The organism is Neoaquamicrobium sediminum (assembly GCF_040970315.1).
GTDB classification, from domain to species: Bacteria; Pseudomonadota; Alphaproteobacteria; order Rhizobiales; family Rhizobiaceae; genus Aerobium; species Aerobium sediminum.
This window is the reverse complement of the sequence record NZ_JAZHFV010000001.1, coordinates 233,542-252,726: the sequence shown is the minus strand read 5'-3', so window position 1 is coordinate 252,726 and position 19,185 is coordinate 233,542. Positions and strand designations below refer to the sequence as shown.

Below are 19,185 nucleotides of genomic sequence, written 5' to 3'. Positions count from 1 at the left end.
AAGGAGCCGACCCATGTCAGAGCTCAAGCGCCAGAAGGAGTTTTCGGGCCGTGATGCACGTCAGGGCGAGATCGTCCTGCGTACACCGATGCGGAAGGCGATCTTCATCGCCGGACTTGCCGGCTGCGTGTTGCTGGCGGTGCTGTTAGCCGTCTCGGCCTGCGTGCCGACGCCATAAGCCGTGGCGCCGGCGTCGAGGACCATTTTTCACTGCCGGATCAGGCCGCCCGGAACTTCTCAACGATCGCGTCGCCCATGGCAACGGTACCGACCTCGGTCATGCCGTCGGACATGATGTCCTTCGTGCGCAGGCCGTCGTCGAGGACGCTGGAAATGGCCGCTTCGAGGCGGTCGGCCTCGGCGACCATGTTGAAGGAATAGCGCAGGCACATGGCGAACGACGCGATCATGGCGATCGGGTTGGCGATGCCTTGGCCGGCGATGTCGGGTGCGGAGCCGTGCACGGGCTCGTAGAGCGCCTTGCGCGAGCCGGTTTTGGCATCCGGCGCGCCGAGCGAGGCCGACGGCAGCATGCCCAGCGAACCCGTCAGCATGGCGGCTACGTCGGAGAGCATGTCGCCGAACAGATTGTCGGTGACGATCACGTCGAACTGCTTGGGCCAGCGCACGAGCTGCATGCCGCCGGCATCGGCCAGCATGTGTGTGAGTTCGACGTCGGAATATTTCGCCTTGTGGGTGGCCGTGACGACCTCATTCCACAACACGCCGGACTTCATGACGTTGCGCTTTTCCATCGAGCAGACCTTGTTGCGGCGGGTCCGCGCCAGCTCGAAGGCCACGCCCGAGATGCGCTCGATCTCGAACGTGTCGTAGACCTGCGTATCGATACCGCGCTTCTGGCCATTGCCGAGGTCGATGATCTCCTTGGGCTCGCCGAAATAGACGCCGCCGGTCAGCTCACGCAGGATGAGGATGTCGAGACCCTCGACCACGTCGGGCTTGAGCGACGAGGAGGAGGCAAGAGCGGGGTAGCAGATCGCCGGGCGCAGATTGGCGAAGAGCTCCATCTCCTTGCGCAGGCGCAGAAGGCCAGCTTCGGGGCGCACTTCGTAGGGCACGCCATCCCATTTCGGCCCGCCGACGGCGCCGAACAGCACGGCATCGGCAGCCATCGCCTTGTCCATGTCGGCATCGGAGATCGAAGCGCCGTGCGTGTCATAGGCGCAGCCGCCGACGAGGCCTTCCTCGGTCTCGAAGCCGGCATTCATGTCGGCGTTCATCACCGCGATCAGTTTCCTGACCTCCGCCATCGCCTCGGGGCCGATGCCGTCGCCGGGAAGGAGGAGGAGTTTGCGCGATGTCATGGGAAGACCTTTCGAAAGAATGTTCAGCCGGCGTCTTGCTAGCGGCATGGCAGCGGGCGCGCAAGCTCAGATGTCAGGCCATCGCCTCGGTTTCGCGGCGAAGCTGGAGGGCGGGCGTGTCGGCAAGCGGCTCGACATCGTTCAGCGTAACGACCTCGCCGGTCTTTACCGGACATGTGATCCGGACGCCGTGGGCAAGGCCTATCGGCAGCGCCTTCGTGGCCACAGAGGCTCGCGCCGGCATAAGCCTGCCCCAGACAGTGTAGCCGCCTTCACCATCGAGCATGTCACCCACGGCAAGGTCGCGCTTGGCAACGGCCACGGCGTCACCACGGAAGAAGCGGCTGTGGCCGGTCGGCTCACCGCGCAGGGCGGCGGAAAGGACGGAAATGCCGAGCTCCAGCCCGATGAGGTGGAACGGCTTGTACATGGCCGCATAGCGGCCGGTGGAATCGACAGGCAGGCCGTATTGCCTGAAGCATGCGGCGGCATAATCGTTCGGCGCTTCCAGCACCACATAGACGCCCCAGCGCAGATCGCGGAAGACAGGCCGCCCGTCGCGCTCGAGCGACGAGATCACCTCGACCATGCCTTCGCCTTCGAGTTGCCCGCCTACGGCGCGCGGCCGTAGCAGATGAGCAAGGTCGTCGACGCCGCAGGGCGGAAACGAAAGCCCGGCTTCCGGAACGGCGAGGCCGCAGGCGTTGGCGATGGCCGCCATTTCGATGGCCGACTTGGTGCCGTCGAGAAAGGAATTGAACATCTGGCTGTTCATGCCGGCCGCCTTCGCGGCATCCGGTGTGAGACCGTAGTGGGTCCACACCTCGTCGGGCGTGACCTGGTGGTAGGCAGGCAGGTACTTCGTGCCCTTCCCGGCGGCTTGAACCGTAAAGCCCGCGGCACGCCCCCAATCAACCATCTCGGACACAAGAGCGGGCTGGTCGCCATAGGCCATCGAATAAACGGTGCCGGCCTTGCGGGCGCGGGCGGCAAGCGCCGGCCCGGCCAGAACGTCCGCCTCGACATTGACCATGACGATGTGCTTGCCGTTTTCGATCGCGGCAAGCGCGTGAACCACGCCGGCGCCCGGCGAACCTGTTGAATCGATGACGACATCGACAGCGTCGGAAGCGCACAGCTCGGCACCATCCTCAACGAAACTGGTCGCAGCGATGCGCTCCTCGCTCCAGCCAACAGCCCGGCAGCTTTGCCTTGCGCGCTCGGGCGACAGGTCGGCAATAACCGTCACCTGAAGCCCCGGCGTGCTCGGCACTTGCGACAGGAACATCGAGCCGAACTTTCCGGCTCCTATCAGCCCTGCCCGCACAGGCGCATTTGCGTCCGCGCGTGCCTGCAGCAACGCATGAAGGTTCATCCTCTCCTCCCCGTTCGGTTCATCCGCGGTCGCGCCGAAGCGCCGTCACCTCGATCTCGATCTTCATCTCCGGCTCGTTGAGCTCGCAGACGACCATGGTCGCGGCCGGGCGGATGTCGCCGAGATGCTCGCCGAGGATCGGAAACACCTTCTGCACGAAGGCGCGGTCGGTGACGTAGTAGCGGGCGCGAACGACGTCGGCGAGGGTGAAGCCGCCCTCCTGAAGTGCCGCTGTGATCGTCGCCATGCAGTTGCGCGTCTGCGCCTCGACGGTTTCGGGCATGGTCATGGAGGCGTAGTCGTAGCCGGTGGTGCCGGCAACGAAACACCAGTCGCCGTCAACCACGGCGCGCGAGTAGCCGGCGGTCTTCTCGAAGGGCGAGCCGGTTGAAATGAGGCGGCGTGTCATCGGCTGCTCAGAAATCGGAGGGGATTAGGGAAGCGGCGGCCTGCGGCCACTGGTCCCGCGCCGGCCAGAAGCGTGTCGCCTCGCCCTGCTGGGCGAAATAGACCGCTTTTGCGTCGCGGTCCACGATCATGAAGGTATCGGAGACGCCACAGGCATGCGGCACGCAACCCCGCGCGCTCAGCAGGCCGTCCGCCTCCGCCGGCGCACTGGAGGTGCCGAGGCCCCTCGCCACCTCGCTCAGCGCATCGCCGAGCAGCGATTGCGCCGTGGCGTAGATGGACGCGTTGCGGAACAGGTCAAGCGGATGCGGGGCGGCGGCCAAGTCGAGACTATCCCAATCGGTGCCCGGTTCCGGCGCGTAGGCGATGACGCCTTGCAGCCGGAAGCCGTCGTCGGGATTCCACGCACGAACATCGGCCGTGTCGCCCGGCAGAAGATAAGGAACGAAAAAGACGTCGTAGTCGGAGACCGCGGCGCCCGGCGTGTTGCACTCGTCATCGAGTTTGGCGGTGGTCACCTCCGCATCCCGCGGCTTCCAGACCATCACGGTTGCCGGAGCGCAGGCGTTGCCTCCCGGACCGACGCTGAAGAAGGCGACGGGGGTGCCGCGAACATCGGCGATCTTGTCGAGCATGACGAAATAGTCACGCGCAAGCTCGCGGCCGTCGAAGGCCAGCACCTTCTCGTAGTCGTCGTTTTCCGTGATCGTGAATTCGCCGCCGGCGAAGGGAACGGTTTCGGGCGCATCGTCCTGCGCGGCAACCGGCGACGCGGCGAGCGCGATCAGGGATGCGGAAAGAAGGGTCTTGAACGCGAAGGACATGACGGCTCCCATGCTGTTGCAAGGGGCACCTTATCCGGCCCAAGCCGGTCGCGAAACAGGGATCGTGTGGGTCAGCTTTCCCGCACGATGTGGCGCAGGATGCGACGCACGAAGGGCGCCACCACCAAAACGGCCGGAAAGGCGAGCGCCCATGACGGCAGCCATGCCGCGAGCCAGACGGACGGCAGGCTGGCGTCGACGCCGCGCGCAATCACCGTGGACAGGCCCGAGACTAGAAACGACATCAGGCCAGACAGGAGAAGCCCGAACACGTTGTGCTCGAAGCGCCTGGGAATGAACGGCTGCATTCGTCAGCTCAAGCCCAGGGGCGGCTTTCGGTGTTGCGCTTTTCGAAGACGTCGATGGAGCCGGCCTTTTCCATGGTCAGTCCGATGTCATCGAGGCCGTTGAGCAGACAGTGACGCTTGAAGTCGTCAAGGTCGAAGGTGACCACGCCGCCGTCGGGACCGCGGATTTCCTTTGCCTCGAGGTCGACGGTCAGCGTGGCGTTGGCGCCGCGGCTGGCGTCATCCATCAGCTTGTCTAGGTCTTCCTGGCTGACGGTGATCGGCAGGATGCCGTTCTTGAAGCAGTTGTTGTAGAAGATGTCGGCGAACGAGGTGGAGATCACGCAGCGGATGCCGAAGTCGAGCAGCGCCCATGGCGCGTGCTCGCGCGAGGAGCCGCAGCCGAAATTGTCGCCGGTGACGAGAATCTGTGCGTTCCGGTAGGCCGGCTTGTTGAGTACGAAATCGGGGTTCTCCGAGCCGTCCTCGTTGAAGCGCATCTCGGCGAAGAGGCCCTTGCTGAGCCCGGTGCGCTCGATGGTCTTGAGGTAATCCTTCGGGATGATCATGTCGGTGTCGACATTGACGATCGGAAGGGGAGCGGCGACGCCTGTCAGCTTGGTGAACTTGTCCATGGTTCTGCCTGTCTTTCGGCCTTCGGATTTTCTTCCCGCCCGCTTTACACACAAAGCCCGAAAATTCAAAGCGGGTGATGCCGCGATCACGGCGCAGAATCCAGGTTAACGGACGCGCGGTCGACCCCCACTCCGACCGCTTCGCGGCCACCTCTCCCCCGTTCGACGGGGTAGAGGAAGCGCTAGACGAACCGCCTGGAAGCCTTCCTCTACCCCTAATTAGGGGGAGAGGTGGCTTGCGAAGCAAGACGGAGTGGGGGTGATTGGCGCTGCGTCAACCCGAGCTCGCATCCCCGTGGCGTCATCGTGCCCGGTCGGCCTTACTCCGTGCCGGCTATGTGGCGTTCGGAGCGCCAGCCTGCCGTGTATGGCAGCACGAACATGTAGACGCCGGTAACCGCGAGAAAGGCGAGCGGCAGCAACGGCATCAGGTAGAGCCACTCGGCGGGCTCCTGCCCGAGACCGAGCGCGGCGAACAGGGCCACAACGATGGCGACGAAGACAACCGAGACCCAGCGGTGGGTCTGGCGGATCCATTTGTTCCAGTTCATGAAAATCGTCCCTAGCGCTTTTTCTTCTTCGATACGTTCAGCGACACCGCGGCGCGGACGAGCGTCTTGAGTGCGTCGGCATCGACGGCCTGGCCTTCGCTGAAATCGATGGCGCGGCGGACATTGCCGTCGAGGCTGGAGTTGAAGAGGCTCGACGGATCATCGATCGCCGCGCCGTGGGCGAAGGTGAGCTTCACCTTGTCCTTGTAGGTCTCGCCGGTGCAGATGATGCCGTCGCGCTCCCAGGTCGGGACGCCGAGCGGGTTCGAGGGCTTGCGCCACTTCACCGTCTCGATGATGTCGGGGTCGGCCTGCCTGATGATGTCCCGGAGACGGCCAAGCATTGTGCCGCGCCAGTCGGTCATCTGTTCGATCCGGGCGTCGATCAGCCGGGAAGGGTTCGCTTCCTCGTTCATGTCATTCATTCTTCGTCACCTTTTCTTCCGGTTGCCGGGCGCGGGGCTACATCTTCTCGCCGGGCAGCCGGCTTGCCTGCTTCACCCAGTCGACGAACAGGACTTCATCGAACCGGCCGTCCTCGTGGATGTGGAGGTAGCGCACATCCTTCTGCTTCGAGCCGACCGGCGGGAGAGGGTCGAGCGAAGCGCCCTTGAAGAAGGCGACCTTGATGTATTTCGTCATGCAGTGGAAACCGAGGAACCAGCCCTGGTTCTCGCCGCCAGCGCCATAGAAGGGCGAGTTCCATTTGACGGCCTTGCGCACGTTTGGAACCGCTTGCACGACGAGCGAGTCTATGCGGCGGCCGACATCGCTCTTCCAGTCCGGCATGGCCGCGATATAGGCCTGCACCGGGGCGTCGCCGTAACCCTTGGCGATCTGCGGATTGCCGCCGGACAGAAGCACGACCTCGCCGGGCTTCGCCTTCGGCAGCGGCTTGCGGTCCTTGCCTGTCGATGGGTTTGCCATTGTGTTTGCTCCTTTGCGGGGGCCTTCAATCCATCCGCGCCAGCACCTGTTCAAGCCCGTCGAGGAAACGCGGCCAGCCAACGGTCGCGCCGCGGTAATAGGGCTGCTGGTCCTGACGGAAGCCGGACTGCTCCATGCGCAAGAGGGTGCCGCGGCTGGTGGGCGTCAGCGTCCAGACGACGACGCTTCTCAGATCCTTGGTGTCCCAGGTGTAGGAGAGTGTGCGGTTCACCTCGACCGACTGCACCTGACAGTCGACCGTGCCCCAGTCGGCGCTGAGGTTGAAGCGGTGGTCGACGACCGGCTTGAACTGGTTCTTCATGAGCCACTCCTCAAGGAGGTGCGGTTGGGTGAGCGCGCGCCAGATCTTCTCCGGCGGGTGGGCGATGTCGCGCTCGACGACGACGGACAGGGTTTCGGACGACGTGTCGTTCATTGATCCATTCTTTCGAGCAGGTCTTCGAGATCGTCGAACCGGTGATGCCAGAACTGGGACATGCGGTGGGTCCAGTCGATCAGCGGGGCGAGTGCGCCGAGATGGGCGCTGTAGTGGGTCTGCCGGCCCTGATGACGATCGCGCACGAGGCCGGCCCGCTTGAGCACGCCGAGATGCTTGGATACGGCCGGCTGCGAGATCCCGGCGCGCGCGGTGAGCGCGCCGACTGTCTGTTCTCCCTCGCGACAGAGCCGCTCGAAGATGGCCCGTCGGCTCGGGTCGGCCAGCGTCCGGAAGAGAATTTCATGCGGCTGTTCGGTCACTATTCATAACCTTGTGGCTATGGTTCTGACCCATAACCGGAGGGATATGAATAAGTCAAGGTCGGGAGATGAGTGCGAACCTCATGTTTCGCAGGAGATTCAACCGACGCTGGAAAGGCCTTGTTCGGACGGCTAGAAATGGTCGTAGCGAATGGAGGTGGCGATGAGGATCGAGGCGTTCGGGGTCGAGATATGGATGAACCGGCACGAGAATCACTGCCGCTATAATCTCGCCGAGACATGCGTGGAATCGTTGACCGTGGCCGAGCTGCTGTCGCTGGCCGGCAAGCCGAATTCGGTGCTCGACGATCTCCTGCCGATGAAGCTGACCTATGGCGCGATCGAGGGCTCGGCGCGGTTGCGCGACGCGATCGCCGGGCTTTATGAAAACCTAAGCGCGGATGAGGTGCTGGTCGCCCATGGCGCGATCGGCGCCAATGCGCTGGTTTATGCGGCGCTGGTGGAGCCGGGCGACCGCGTCGTCTCCATCGTGCCGACCTATCAGCAGCACGTCTCGATCCCCGAAAGCCTGGGCGCGGAAGTGCTGACGCTGCCATTGCGGGCGGAAGACGGCTACGCGCCCGACCTCGACGCGCTGCGGCGGCTGGCGGGCGACAGGGCGAAGCTGATCGTGTTCGCCAATCCCAACAACCCGACCGGTGCGCTGATGGACCGGGTGGCGCTGGAGGAGGTGGTGCGCATCGCGGAAGGCTGTGGCGCCTGGGTGCTGGCCGACGAGGTCTATCGCGGGCTCGATCAGCAGGGCGAAGGCAGCACGATCTCGGTCGCCGATCTCTACGACAAGGGCATTTCTACCGGTTCGATGTCGAAGGCGTTTTCGCTTGCCGGGCTGAGGCTGGGGTGGATCGCGGCGCGGCGCGACCTGCTGGAGGCCGTTTCGATCCACCGCGACTACAACACGATCAGTGTCGGCATGATCGACGACCTGCTGGCGTCCAGCGCGCTGGAGAGCCGCGACGCGGTGCTGGCGCGCAACCGCGCCATCGTACGCGAAAACCTTGCCATGCTCGACGCATGGGTCGCCGACGAGCCGTCGATGTCGTGGGTGAAGCCGCGTTCAGGCACAACGGCGCTGCTGCGCTATGCGCACGAGATGGATTCGGAGGCGTTCTGCACAAGGCTGCTGGAAGAGACCGGCGTGCTGTTCACGCCGGGGGCGGCGCTCGGCGCGGAAGGCACGCTGCGCATCGGCTATGCGAACAATGCGCGGGTCCTGCGTGAGGGGCTTGCGGCGGTGTCGGGGTTTCTGAAGCGGGTGGGACAATAGGACGGTGGTCGAAGGGTGGCACCTTCTCCCCCATTCCCGGGGAGAAGGTGTTTCTGCCAGAACATGAAGCTGTTCAGACCGGGATGAAACGAGACCGGCGTCATCCCGGCCGACCGAGCTAGCGAGGAAGAGCCGGGACCCATTGAGCGGCGCGGCCGGGTTGTTGTTGCACGCTAAAGTGCTGACATGCGCCACGATGAGGACCGGGCCGCATGCGACGATGGTCCGATCAATGGGTCCCGGATAGCCTCCGCTTCGCTCCGGCTTCCGGGATGACGTCTACCCTTGCGGACGAGCCTCAACCCATCCCGCCTCACCCGCTTCAGGCGCGGTGAAGCGCCATCACACCGGTCTCGGTGCCGGTGAGCCGGCGCGAGCGGCCATCGGCGCCCACGACCATCTCGACACGGCGGCGTTCGGCCGCGAAGTGCCGCGAGGTCGATGCGTTGACCGGCGGGTCGAAATGCACCGTCACGCGCCACAGCGACGGCTTGATGGTCTCGGCAAGACCGATGATGCGGCCCTGGGCGGGACTGTCGTTGAAAGTGCCTTCGACGCGGTCGCCGACGTTGAAAGGCGTCGTCTGGGTGGTCGTTTCGGGGCCGTTTTCCTTGGCTGCGAGCGTGTTCCAGTCGCGCGCGCCGTTCTGGCGGGCAACGAGTTCCAGCGCCTTGCCGTGCGAGACGGCGATGCCGTCCGCGGCGAGTGCGTCGCGCAGACGTTTTGCATGGGCCTTGTAGTCGGATGACGTATCGGTCATCGCGTTTCTCCTATCCTTGAGTGGACGGCATGCTGTTCACGGGAGCCCGCATTGCCGTTTCGGCCGTCGGATGACAGGGAAACGAGATCGTCTCGTGAGCAGCGGATTCCACTTTTCGGTCCGATGCTCCGGGAAGCTTCACCATGGCGTCAGCCTGCGGGCGGCAGGGGCTTCCCAACCCGGCCGCTCACATAGGGATTGCCGAACGCTGCGTCAATGGCGGCCGGGAACGCGCTCTAGATCACGTTGAGTTCGCGGAAGGGGCGGCCATCGGCGATGCGCTGCCAGGTAAAGGGACTGCAATCGACCGTGCGGTAGGCGCCGTGGACGATCAACTCGGCCAGCGCCTTGCCCACGGCTGGAGCCTGCTGCAGGCCGTGGCCGGAAAAGCCGTTGGCGAACACGAAGTTCTGAACTTCCGGGTGCGGGCCGATCACGGCGTTCTGATCGAGCGTGTTGTATTCATAGTGGCCGGCCCAGGCGCGGCCGGGCCTGATCGCCTCGAAGGCAGGAATGCGGGCGGCGAGCGTCGGCCAGACCACCTCCTCGAACAGCGACCAGTCCGGATCGAAATCCGCCGGATCGGCCGGGCCTTCGCCGTCCTCGTTCTCGGCACCGCCGGTGATGTAGACCGAGCCTTCCGGTCTCACCCAGACGCCGGATGGATCGACCAGCAGCGGCATGTCCTCGAAGCGCTCGCGCGCCTCGAAGACGAAGACCGATCGCTTGCGCGGCTCGACCGGCAGGACAAGGCCGGCAAAGGCGGCGACGCGGCCGGCATTGGGGCCAGCCGCATTGATGACGAGGCCTGCGTCGAGGCTTTCGCCGTCGGCAAGGGTGACGCCGGTGACACGGTCGCCCTCGCGCCGGATGGAACTGACCTCGCCCGTGATCATCTCCACATTGCGATGCCTGAGCGCCTTGCGGAACAGCATCAGCAGCGCATGGGCGTCGAACCAGCCTTCGCCCGAGCGGCCATAGGCACCTGCGGAAAGACCTTCGCCAGACAGCCATGCGAAACGCTTCTGCAGCGTCTCGGCGTCCTCCAGCACGATGTCGGCGCCTTCGGCCAGTTGCACGGCGTGGTTGGCTTCGAGGATCGAGCCGCCTTCGGGGCCGGCGAGGATCAGGTAGCCTTTCTCGCGAAAGCCGATGTCGGCGTCGTCGCCGAAGTGCTTTTTCAGCTCACGGAAGAGGCCGAGGGTGAACCGCGACAGGCGGATGTTTTCGGCGATCGAGAATTGCTGGCGGATCGAGGCGGCCGACAGGGTGGTGGCGGAGCAGGTGAATTGCGGGTCGCGCTCGATCAGCGCGATGGAACCCGCAAAGCCCTCCTCGCGCAGGGACCAGGCGATGGAGGCGCCGACGATCGCGCCGCCGATGATGACGATGTCGGTACTGGCCATGCCCGGCTCTTCCTCTGTCGATGCGGCGCGGACAGAAACAGTTTCGTCGCCGGGCTGCAAGTGGGGCATTGCCGCGCGCTTGCGCTTGCGCGGGGAAATCCGTTGCGCCAGAAAGGACGCCATGCAGATCAGACCGACACGCCCGCGCCGCTCAGTGCTCTATGTTCCTGCCGCCAACGAAAAGGCGCTGGCGAAGGTGCCTAGCCTTGCCTGCGACTGTGTCGTCGTCGACCTCGAGGATGCGGTAGCACCGGCGCAGAAGGTAGTGGCGCGCGAGCGCATGCGCGACTTCGTTGCCGCGCGAGGCGAGGGCGGGCCGGAAATCGTCGTGCGCGTCAATGCGCTGTCGAGCGAATGGGGTAACGCCGATCTGCTGGCCGCGCGCGAGGCTCGCCCGGATGCGATCCTGCTGCCCAAGGTGGAGACGGCGCGCGACGTGCTGGAGGCGAACGACGTGCTGGACGAAACGGAAGCGCGCGCCTCGCTGTGGCTTTGGGCGATGATCGAGACGCCACGGGCGATGCTCAACATTGGCGCGATCGCCGCGTTGGGGCGCGATCGCGGGGCGCGGCTGGCCTGCCTAGTGGCCGGCACCAACGATCTCGTCAAGGAAACCGGCGTTCTCGCCACCCCCGACCGGCGCTATCTGGTGCCGTGGCTGATGCAGATCGTGCTGGCTGCGCGCGCCGGCGGGCTCGACGCGCTGGACGGGGTCAGAAACGATTTTTCCGATCTCGACGCCTTCGGGGCCGAATGCGGCGAAGGCCGCGACATGGGCTTCGACGGCAAGACACTGATACACCCGGCGCAGATCGGCCCCGCCAACACGGCATTTTCGCCCTCTGCCGAAGCCGTCGCGGAAGCGCTGGCGATCCGCGCGGCCTTCGCGCTGCCGGAGAACGCGGCCAGCGGCGTCATCTCGCTGGATGGGAAGATGGTCGAGCGGCTGCATCTCGACCAAGCCGAGCGGCTGTTGGCGAAAGCGGATTTGGGAAAGGACCAGACGCGATGAAACTCTACCGATTCCTGACCGGACCGGACGATTCGAGCTTCTGCCACAAGGTGACGGCGGCGCTGAACAAGGGCTGGCACATCTACGGCTCGCCCACCTATGCGTTCGATGCCGAAACCAAGACCATGCGTTGCGGGCAGGCGGTTTTCAAGGAAGTCGAGGGCAAGGACTACCACCCGGACATGAAGCTGGGCGAGCAGTAGCGCGCCGGGCTTCAATAGGCGCTAAGCCGATCAGACGCTGACCCCGAACAGTCGGCCTATGCCCGCAGTGACCGCCATGGCGAACACGCCCCAGACAACGACCCGTGCGCTGGCCCTGAGGACCGGTGCCGCCCCGGCCTTGGCGCCGAGCGCGCCGAGAATGGCGAGTGTCGCCACGGTGACAATCAGCACGACCGGGATGACGGCCCCATCCGGCGCGAACCATGCCGCGGCCAGCGGGATGGCGGCTGCTACGCTGAAGGTGACAGCCGAGGTGAAGGCTGCCTGAAGGGGATTGGCGGCGAGGTGCTCCGAAAGGCCAAGCTCGTCACGGACATGGGCGCCGAGTGCGTCGCGTTCGGTGAGCTCGCGGGCGACCTGCATGGCCGTCGCCTCGCTCAGGCCACGCTCGCGGTAGATGGCGGCCAGCTCGACCAGTTCGGTTTCCGGGTCGTCGCGTAGAGCGACCTTTTCACGGGCAATATCCGCTTTTTCGGTATCCGACTGCGAGGAGACCGAAACATATTCGCCCGCAGCCATCGACATGGCGCCGGCCGTCAGCCCGGCAATTCCCGCGATGATGACGGTTTTGGGGTCGGGGCCGGCTGCCGCCACGCCGACGATGAGCGAGGAGACCGAGACAATGCCGTCATTGGCACCCAGAACGGCGGCACGAAGCCATCCACTGCGGGTGATGTAGTGCGGATCATCCGGATGCGCTGAGGGGACGGTCACGGTTTTCGCCTCATCGATTGTGGGGCTCGCCCTGGGAATAGCGTCACAGGTCTGCAAGCAACTACCGAAACGCCGGAATTGTGGGGTTTAGCTAGGGCCGGGTCTCGGCGTTTTCCTCGATCTGCGCCATGTCGTCGTCGGACAGGCCGAAATGGTGACCGATCTCGTGGATCAGCACATGGGCGACGATGTCGCCCAGCGTCTCCTCGTTTTCGGCCCAGTAATCCAGGATGGCGCGGCGATAGAGGGTGACGCGGTTCGGACCCTCTCCGGTGGAAGGGTTCCAGCGCTCGGCGATGCCGCGGCCCTCGAACAGTCCGAGCAGGTCGAACGGCGTCTCCAGCGCGAGGTCGTCCATGATCTCGTCGGTCGGAAATTCGGCGATCTGGATGACGATCTCGCCGGTGAGCTTGCGGAACTCGCCGGGCAGATGGGCATAGGTTTCCAGCGCCAGAAGCTCGAACTCCTGAAGCGAGGGCGAAAGCTGGTCGGTCCAGTCGCGGGTCTGATAGATGCGGGCCATGCAGTGTCCTTTGGCCGCCATATAGACCTTTGCAGCGCGGCTTTCGACCCCTGATTCCGCAAGCGTTACCGCGCTAGACGCGCACGATGCCGGATTGGCCGCGAGAGCAGAGGAATAAATTCTTCGAGACTCCGCTTGACTCTTCGGTGCGGCTCTGGAATCCATTAGAACATAATAGGAACATTTAGCGCGAAAGAGCAGCATCATGGCGACATCCGCCGTGGCGCGAGAGGCTGTTTCTGCCTTGCGCCGGGAAATTGCGAGGATCGAGGGCAGGCTGGCGGAGCGGCTGGAACCGGCAGGCGCGTCCGGCTCGGCCAATGCCGAGGCGGGCATCGTGCTGCGCCGGCAGGGCGCGGCCGACGGCATGGCAGGTCTTCTGCCGACAGGCGCATCCGGGCTCGACGCCGCGCTGGGCGGTGGGCTGCCGCATGCGGCGCTGGTGGAGATCCATGGCAGGGAAACGCGCGATGCAGGCGCCGTGGCCGGTTTCGCGCTGGCGATGGTCGCGCTGGCGCGCAGGCAGGCCACGGTGAAGGCGCCGCTTCTGTGGGTGACTGCGGGCGAGACGTTTTCGGAGGCGGGAGGACCTTATGCGCCCGGTATCCTGCACCGGTTCGGCTTGCCGCCCGAGGCCCTGCTGGTCGCGCAGGGCCGCCGGCTGGAGGATGCGCTGTGGGTGGCGGAGGAGGCCGCTGCGCTTGGCGCGCTTTCGGCGGTGCTGCTCGAAATGCGTGGCCGCGCGCCGAAGCTCGACCTGACCGCCACGCGCCGCCTGCACCGGCGCACCCAGGCCGCGGGCCGTCCGCTCTATCTCCTGCGTCATGCCGGCGAGGCGGCGCCGACGGCAGCACCGGTGCGGCTCGTCGTCTCGGCCGCGCCCGCGGCGAAGCGGCATGCCCTTTCGGGTGCGCTTGCCGGATCGATCGGTCCGCCTGCCTTCACCGTCGCGGTTTCCCGAAGCCGCCTGGGCATGCCTGCAACCTTCACACTGGAATGGAACGACGATGAGCGCGCCTTTAACGAAAGACGATCCAACCCAGGCGGGGCGCAGGATCATGGCGCTGTGGTTTCCCCTGCTGCCGACGGAGCGCATCCTCAGGGCACGGCTGGGGCGGGCCTGGCGTTCAGAGGCGCGGCGTGAGGGCACAAACGCCCGCCAGCCGCTCGCCGTCAGCCGCCGCGAGAACAACACGCAACGCATCGCAGCCCTCGACGAGGCGGCCGCCGCCCTCGGGCTGCGCCCGGGCATGGGGGTGGCCGACGCGCGCGCCATGCATCCCGGGCTGGAGGTGATCGAGGCGGAGCCGGAGGCCGATCGCAGGCTTCTGGAAAGCCTTGCCGACTGGTGCGACCGCTATACGCCGCTGGTCGCGCTATGCGGAGAGGACGGTCTCTTCCTTGACATCACCGGTTGCGTCCACCTCTTCGGCGGAGAACAGGCGATGCTCGACGAGGTGCTGGAGCGGCTTTACAGCCAGGGCTTTCGTGCCCGCGCGGGGCTTGCTTCCACGCCGGGCATGGCATGGGCGGCCGCCCGTTTCCTGCGGCCCGTGCCGATCGAGCCGGGCGCGGAGGCACCGGCGCTCGCCGGCCTGCCGCCGGCGGCGCTGCGGCTTGAGCCTCCCGCATGCAAGGGGCTCGAAAGCCTGGGCCTGCGCACCGTCGGCGCGCTGATGGACACGCCGCGCGCGCCGCTCGTGCGCCGTTTCGGCAAGCTGCCGGTCATGCGGCTCGATCAGGCGCTCGGCCGGCTGGAGGAGGCGGTGTCGCCGCGCCTGCCCATCGCGCCGCTTTCGGTGGAGCGCCGCCTCGCAGAGCCCGTGGTGCTTGAGGAGGATATCGAACGGCTGCTGCTTCTCCTGTCGGCGACGCTGAAAGCCGATCTGGAGCGGCGTGACGAAGGTGCGCGCCTGCTGCAGCTCGCCCTTTTCCGGGTGGATGGCGCCGTGCACCGCCTGACCGTCGGCGCGTCGCGGCCGCTGCGCGAGCCGGCGCTGATCCTCAAGCTGTTCCGCGAAAAGCTCAAGGCCCTTGGCGGCGTCGATGCCGATTACGGGTTCGAAATGGTGCGGCTTTCGGCACTGGAAGCCGCACCTTTCGCGGCGGAACAGGTCGACCTGGCCGGCGAAAGCAAGGCGGATGATGCGGGGCTGGCGCTTTTTGCCGATCGTGTCCGCGCCCGGCTGGGCGACCGTTCGATCCTGCGGCCCGTCATGGTCGAAAGTTACATCCCCGAACGCGCCGTTGCGTTTGTTCCATTTGCGGGCTTTGCGGAAGGCGCCCCCTCGAAAGGGGAAGCGTATTTCCTTTCCAGAGAGCGGCCGGTCAGGCTTTTCCCGCATCCTGAACCGGTCGAGGTGATGGCCGAAATTCCCGAGGGGCCGCCGGCCCGCTTCCGCTGGCGGCGCGCGTCCTATCGCGTTGCGGGGGCGGAAGGCCCCGAACGCATCGCCCCGGAATGGTGGCAGGAAAAGGAGGCGGGCGAAACGCGGGACTATTACCGGGTCGAGGATGATCGCGGTCGGCGCTACTGGCTTTATCGCGAAGGCTTCTACGACAAGGGCGAAACGCCGCCGCGCTGGTTCATGCAAGGGGTCTTCGCATGAGCGCTGCGCCTGTCTCCTATGTCGAGTTCGCCACGCAATCGAACTTTTCGTTCCTGCGCGCGGCGTCGAGGCCGGAGGAACTGGTGCTTGCCGCTTACATGCTCGGTCACGCGGCCATGGGACTTGCCGATCGCAACACGGTTGCGGGCGTGGTGCGCGCCTGGAGCCAGTCGAAGCAGATCCTTCTGGAAGAGAAAGGGCCTGTGTTTACCCTGCCCTACCATCCCGGCTGCCGCCTCGTCTTTGCCGACGGCACGCCCGATGTGCTTGCCTATCCGCGCGACCGAAAGGGCTGGGGGAACCTGTGCCGCCTGCTCACCCAGGCGAATTTTCGCGACGAGAGCCCGAAAGGCGACCCGAAGGTCTATCTCGCCGATTTGCTGGAATGGGGCGGGCACATGTCGCTGGCCGTGATCCCGGCACTTTCGGCGGAGGTAACAAAGGAGCGCGATCTTCTGAGGCAGTTGCGGGAGCATTTCGGCCGGCATGCGGTGTGGCTCGCCGTTGCACCCCTGTACGACGGCAATGACCGCTTTCGCATCGAGCAGGCGGCGGCGATGGCATCGGAAGCCGGTCTGCGGCTGATGGCGATCAACGACGTGCTTTTTCATGCCGCCGAACGACGGCCATTGCAGGACGTGCTTACCGCGATCCGCCTCAACACGCCCGTCGCCAGGACAGGCTACGCACTGCAGGCCAATGGCGAGCGCCATCTGAAACCGCCGGAGGAAATGGCGCGACTATTCAAGCGGTATCCCGGTGCCCTTGCCGAAACGATCCGGTTTGCGGAAACATTGAAATTCTCGCTGAGCGAGCTGGAATACAACTACCCGGACGAGCCGACGGAATCTGGGCTGGCGCCGCAGCAGGAACTGGAGCGCTTGGCATGGGAAGGCGCGACGCACCGTTACCCGGAGTGCGTGCCGGAAAGGGTGAAGGAATTCATCCGCAAGGAACTCGACATCATCGCGACGCTCAACTACGCGCGCTACTTTCTCACTGTCCACGACATCGTGAAGTTTGCCCGGTCGAGAGGCATCCTTTGTCAGGGGCGGGGTTCGGCTGCCAACTCCGTGGTTTGCTACTGCATCGGAATCACTGAAGTCGGCCCAGACATCATCGACTGCCTTTTCGAGCGGTTCATCTCCGAAAAGCGCGGCGAGCCGCCGGATATCGACGTCGATTTCGAGCACGAGCGACGCGACGAGGTCATGGCCTACATCTATGAGAAATATAGTGAAAAACATACGGCGCTGGCGGCTTCGGTCGTCACCTATCGTGGACGATCGGCGATGCGCGAGGTGGCCAAGGCGATGGGGCTTTCGGACGACGTCCAGTCGGCCCTTTCCGGGTCGATCTGGGGGTGGTCCTCGTCCGAGGTTGGCGTGAAGGAAGCCAAGGCCGGAGGCCTTGCCGAAAGCGATCCCATTGCGGTGCGAGTCATGCAGCGCGCCAACGAAATCATGGGTTTTCCTCGCCACCTCTCGCAGCATGTCGGCGGGTTCGTCATCACCAGGGACCGGCTCGACGAGATGGTGCCAATCGTCAAGACGGCGATGGACGAGCGCAAGATGGTCGAATGGGACAAGGACGACCTGGATGCGGTGAAAATGCTCAAGGTCGATGTGCTGGCGTTAGGCATGCTGACATGCCTGAAGCGCGCCTTCGTCCTGCTGGACGAGCACTATGGGCTAAATCTGACGCTCGACAGCATAAAAAAGGAAGACGAGCGGGTCTACGACATGATCTGTCGGGCTGATACGCTCGGCGTGTTCCAGATCGAGAGCCGCGCGCAGATGTCGATGCTGCCGCGGCTGAAGCCCCGCGAATTCTACGACCTCGTCATAGAGGTGGCGATCGTGCGGCCTGGTCCGATACAGGGTGATATGGTTCATCCCTATCTTCGGCGTCGCGAGGGGAAGGAAAAGCCCGACTATGTGATGCCCGAGCTTGAGACGATCCTGGGGAAGACGCTCGGTGTCCCGTTGTTCCAGGAACAGGCGATGAAAATCGCCATCGTAGCCGGCGGCTTCTCGCCAAGCGAGGCCGATGAGCTGCGCCGAGCGATGGCAACCTTCAAGCGCCTTGGAACCATAAAGGATTATAAGAAGCGGATGATCTCGGGGATGACGGCGAAAGGCTATCCCGAGGAATTCGCGCAGCGTGTCTTCAAGCAGATCGAGGGGTTCGGCGATTACGGCTTTCCGGAAAGCCATGCAGCTTCGTTCGCGCTGCTGGTCTATGCGTCCTGCTGGTTCAAGACTTTCTATCCGGACGTCTTTTGCGCGGCGATCCTCAATTCGCAGCCGATGGGTTTCTACGCGCCGGCGCAGCTCGTCCGCGACGCGGCCGACCACGGCGTGGAAGTCAGGCCGGTCGACATCAACCATTCCGCCTGGGACTGTACGCTTGAGGAAGCGCCATTCGATGCCGCGAAGGTCGCACACCGGCACAGGGAGATGCGCGGTGTTATCCTGACACGCCATGCGGTGCGGCTGGGTTTCCGGCAGATCAAGGGCCTGTCCGAGGCGGAGATGACGACATTCGTGCAACAGCGCGGCGCCGGCTACGAATCCGTGCGCGACGTGTGGCTGCGATCGCGCCTCCATGTCGACGCGATCAGAAAGCTGGCGGAGGCCGACGCGTTCCGCTCCATCGGCCTCGACCGGCGCGCGGCGCTGTGGGCGGTACGCGCGCTTGACGGCAGGAGTGCCGCCGAGCGGCTACCTTTGTTCGACCGTCCGGAGGTCCGCCTGCCTGACAACGAACCCCAGACGACACTTCCCGCCATGCCGCTCGGCGAGCATGTCATCCACGACTACCGCCTGCTTCGGCTTTCGCTTAAGGCGCATCCGGTCTCGTTTCTGCGCGAAGGGCTGGAGCGGGACGGGGTCACGCCCAATGCGATGCTGCCCGATATTCGCGGTGGGCGCCGAATCTCGGTCGCGGGGCTGGTGCTGGTGCGCCAACGCCCCGGCAAGGGCAACGCGATCTTCCTGACGCTGGAAGACGAGAATTCGATCGCCAACGTCATCATCTGGCCGCGCGTGTTCGATCGCTATCGCCCGGTCATCCTCGGCGGGCGGCTGGTGCGGGTGACGGGGAAGCTGCAATCGGAGTCGGGCGTCATCCATATCGTCGCCGAGCGGATCGAGGATCTGAGCCATCGGCTGGAGGCGCTTTCGGAAGCGGCCCAGACCGTCGATTTCCGTTCGCCGCCGGACGAGATCAAGCGGGCTATCGACCACGACAGCCGGGTCCGCCCGAACAGGCGGGGGGTCGATCGAGAAGCCCTGCGAGAGCCGGCCGGGCACATTGGCGGCGAGCCCGCCGCCAATGTGAAGAAGCTGATGCCCAAGGGGCGCAACTTTCACTGAACCGGGTATCGATGGTCAGGAGAATGCCAGCCACCAACAACCGATCAGTCGAGCTGTCTGTATCCTCATGCGGCTGGTTCGCTGCATCGCGCCGCGCACCCAACCGACCTACATGCCCGAGGCGGGGATTGGCCGGACCTCGTTCGCAAGCGGCTGCATCATGTGCCGATGAGAATGGCCG

General features: G+C 65.1%; 22 protein-coding genes. 7 read left to right on the top strand and 15 right to left on the bottom strand.

The features are described 5' to 3' along the window. The first annotated feature begins 13 nt into the window (after positions 1 to 13). Positions 14 to 178, top strand: a complete 165-nt coding sequence (locus V1479_RS01210) for a peptide ABC transporter permease (RefSeq protein ID WP_173188776.1) — start codon at positions 14 to 16, stop codon at positions 176 to 178. Positions 179 to 218: 40 nt separating this feature from the next. Here V1479_RS01210 and leuB read toward each other — a convergent pair whose 3' ends face one another. The 11 genes from leuB to V1479_RS01155 form a co-directional block, all read right to left on the bottom strand. Then, entirely contained in the window at positions 219 to 1,325 is a 1,107-nt protein-coding gene (gene leuB, locus V1479_RS01205; protein ID WP_368801308.1) for a 3-isopropylmalate dehydrogenase, read from the bottom strand. Positions 1,326 to 1,398: 73 nt separating this feature from the next. Continuing rightward, the gene (locus V1479_RS01200) at positions 1,399 to 2,700 is read right to left on the bottom strand and encodes an NAD(P)H-dependent oxidoreductase (RefSeq protein ID WP_173188780.1); all 1,302 of its coding nucleotides are present in this window, start codon (positions 2,698 to 2,700) and stop codon (positions 1,399 to 1,401) included. A 19-nt stretch (positions 2,701 to 2,719) separates the two neighbouring features. Next, positions 2,720 to 3,109: a RidA family protein gene (locus V1479_RS01195; protein ID WP_368801307.1), complete on the bottom strand. Its 390-nt coding sequence runs from the start codon at positions 3,107 to 3,109 to the stop codon at positions 2,720 to 2,722. A gap of 7 nt (positions 3,110 to 3,116) precedes the next feature. Then, complete coding sequence (locus tag V1479_RS01190) at positions 3,117 to 3,932, bottom strand: Ivy family c-type lysozyme inhibitor (protein ID WP_368801306.1); 816 nt, start codon at positions 3,930 to 3,932, stop codon at positions 3,117 to 3,119. Between the two features lie 71 nt (positions 3,933 to 4,003). Continuing rightward, positions 4,004 to 4,240 (bottom strand): DUF2798 domain-containing protein, encoded by a 237-nt coding sequence (locus V1479_RS01185; protein WP_368801305.1) that lies wholly within the window; start codon positions 4,238 to 4,240, stop codon positions 4,004 to 4,006. A gap of 8 nt (positions 4,241 to 4,248) precedes the next feature. After that, a complete protein-coding gene (gene leuD / locus V1479_RS01180) occupies positions 4,249 to 4,854 on the bottom strand; it encodes a 3-isopropylmalate dehydratase small subunit (protein WP_173188788.1) in 606 nt (201 codons plus the stop codon). Between the two features lie 320 nt (positions 4,855 to 5,174). After that, a complete protein-coding gene (locus V1479_RS01175) occupies positions 5,175 to 5,405 on the bottom strand; it encodes a hypothetical protein (RefSeq protein ID WP_368801304.1) in 231 nt (76 codons plus the stop codon). 11 nt (positions 5,406 to 5,416) lie between these two features. Next, positions 5,417 to 5,830: a DUF1801 domain-containing protein gene (locus V1479_RS01170; protein ID WP_368801303.1), complete on the bottom strand. Its 414-nt coding sequence runs from the start codon at positions 5,828 to 5,830 to the stop codon at positions 5,417 to 5,419. Positions 5,831 to 5,867: 37 nt separating this feature from the next. After that, positions 5,868 to 6,332, bottom strand: a complete 465-nt coding sequence (locus V1479_RS01165; protein WP_368801302.1) for a DUF1801 domain-containing protein — start codon at positions 6,330 to 6,332, stop codon at positions 5,868 to 5,870. A gap of 25 nt (positions 6,333 to 6,357) precedes the next feature. Continuing rightward, the gene (locus V1479_RS01160) at positions 6,358 to 6,768 is read right to left on the bottom strand and encodes an SRPBCC family protein (protein WP_368801301.1); all 411 of its coding nucleotides are present in this window, start codon (positions 6,766 to 6,768) and stop codon (positions 6,358 to 6,360) included. After that, the gene (locus V1479_RS01155; RefSeq protein ID WP_173188795.1) at positions 6,765 to 7,091 is read right to left on the bottom strand and encodes an ArsR/SmtB family transcription factor; all 327 of its coding nucleotides are present in this window, start codon (positions 7,089 to 7,091) and stop codon (positions 6,765 to 6,767) included. The genes V1479_RS01160 and V1479_RS01155 overlap by 4 nt, the downstream gene beginning before the upstream one ends. Positions 7,092 to 7,254: 163 nt before the next feature. Between V1479_RS01155 and V1479_RS01150 the strand changes: the two genes are divergently transcribed. Continuing rightward, positions 7,255 to 8,379, top strand: a complete 1,125-nt coding sequence (locus tag V1479_RS01150) for an aminotransferase (RefSeq protein ID WP_368801300.1) — start codon at positions 7,255 to 7,257, stop codon at positions 8,377 to 8,379. A 322-nt stretch (positions 8,380 to 8,701) separates the two neighbouring features. On the opposite strand, the gene V1479_RS01145 is transcribed toward V1479_RS01150, so the two are convergent. Further along, positions 8,702 to 9,139 (bottom strand): glyoxalase superfamily protein, encoded by a 438-nt coding sequence (locus tag V1479_RS01145; RefSeq protein ID WP_368801299.1) that lies wholly within the window; start codon positions 9,137 to 9,139, stop codon positions 8,702 to 8,704. Positions 9,140 to 9,375: 236 nt separating this feature from the next. Next, positions 9,376 to 10,545, bottom strand: coding sequence for an NAD(P)/FAD-dependent oxidoreductase (locus V1479_RS01140; RefSeq protein WP_368801298.1), 1,170 nt, complete (start codon positions 10,543 to 10,545; stop codon positions 9,376 to 9,378). Positions 10,546 to 10,666: 121 nt separating this feature from the next. On the opposite strand from V1479_RS01140, the gene V1479_RS01135 reads away from it, so the two are divergent. Then, a complete protein-coding gene (locus V1479_RS01135; protein WP_368801297.1) occupies positions 10,667 to 11,557 on the top strand; it encodes an HpcH/HpaI aldolase/citrate lyase family protein in 891 nt (296 codons plus the stop codon). Next, on the top strand, positions 11,554 to 11,760 hold the full coding sequence (locus V1479_RS01130; RefSeq protein WP_173188799.1) for a DUF1737 domain-containing protein: 207 nt from the start codon (positions 11,554 to 11,556) through the stop codon (positions 11,758 to 11,760). The genes V1479_RS01135 and V1479_RS01130 overlap by 4 nt, the downstream gene beginning before the upstream one ends. Positions 11,761 to 11,790: 30 nt before the next feature. Here V1479_RS01130 and V1479_RS01125 read toward each other — a convergent pair whose 3' ends face one another. Beyond that, entirely contained in the window at positions 11,791 to 12,495 is a 705-nt protein-coding gene (locus V1479_RS01125; protein ID WP_173188800.1) for a VIT1/CCC1 transporter family protein, read from the bottom strand. 91 nt (positions 12,496 to 12,586) lie between these two features. Beyond that, positions 12,587 to 13,018, bottom strand: a complete 432-nt coding sequence (locus V1479_RS01120) for a metallopeptidase family protein (RefSeq protein WP_173188802.1) — start codon at positions 13,016 to 13,018, stop codon at positions 12,587 to 12,589. Between the two features lie 205 nt (positions 13,019 to 13,223). Here V1479_RS01120 and V1479_RS01115 point away from each other — a divergent pair, with 205 nt between their 5' ends. From V1479_RS01115 to V1479_RS01105, 3 genes are read left to right on the top strand one after another with little or no spacing between them, the layout of a single operon-like run. Beyond that, on the top strand, positions 13,224 to 14,162 hold the full coding sequence (locus tag V1479_RS01115; RefSeq protein ID WP_368801296.1) for an ImuA family protein: 939 nt from the start codon (positions 13,224 to 13,226) through the stop codon (positions 14,160 to 14,162). Next, on the top strand, positions 14,077 to 15,627 hold the full coding sequence (locus tag V1479_RS01110) for a Y-family DNA polymerase (protein ID WP_368801968.1): 1,551 nt from the start codon (positions 14,077 to 14,079) through the stop codon (positions 15,625 to 15,627). Before V1479_RS01115 ends, V1479_RS01110 begins: the two co-directional genes overlap by 86 nt. Further along, positions 15,624 to 19,004 carry an error-prone DNA polymerase gene (locus tag V1479_RS01105; protein WP_368801295.1) on the top strand — a complete coding sequence of 1,127 codons (3,381 nt, stop codon included), beginning with the start codon at positions 15,624 to 15,626 and terminating at the stop codon, positions 19,002 to 19,004. The genes V1479_RS01110 and V1479_RS01105 overlap by 4 nt, the downstream gene beginning before the upstream one ends. Positions 19,005 to 19,185 lie beyond the last annotated feature (181 nt).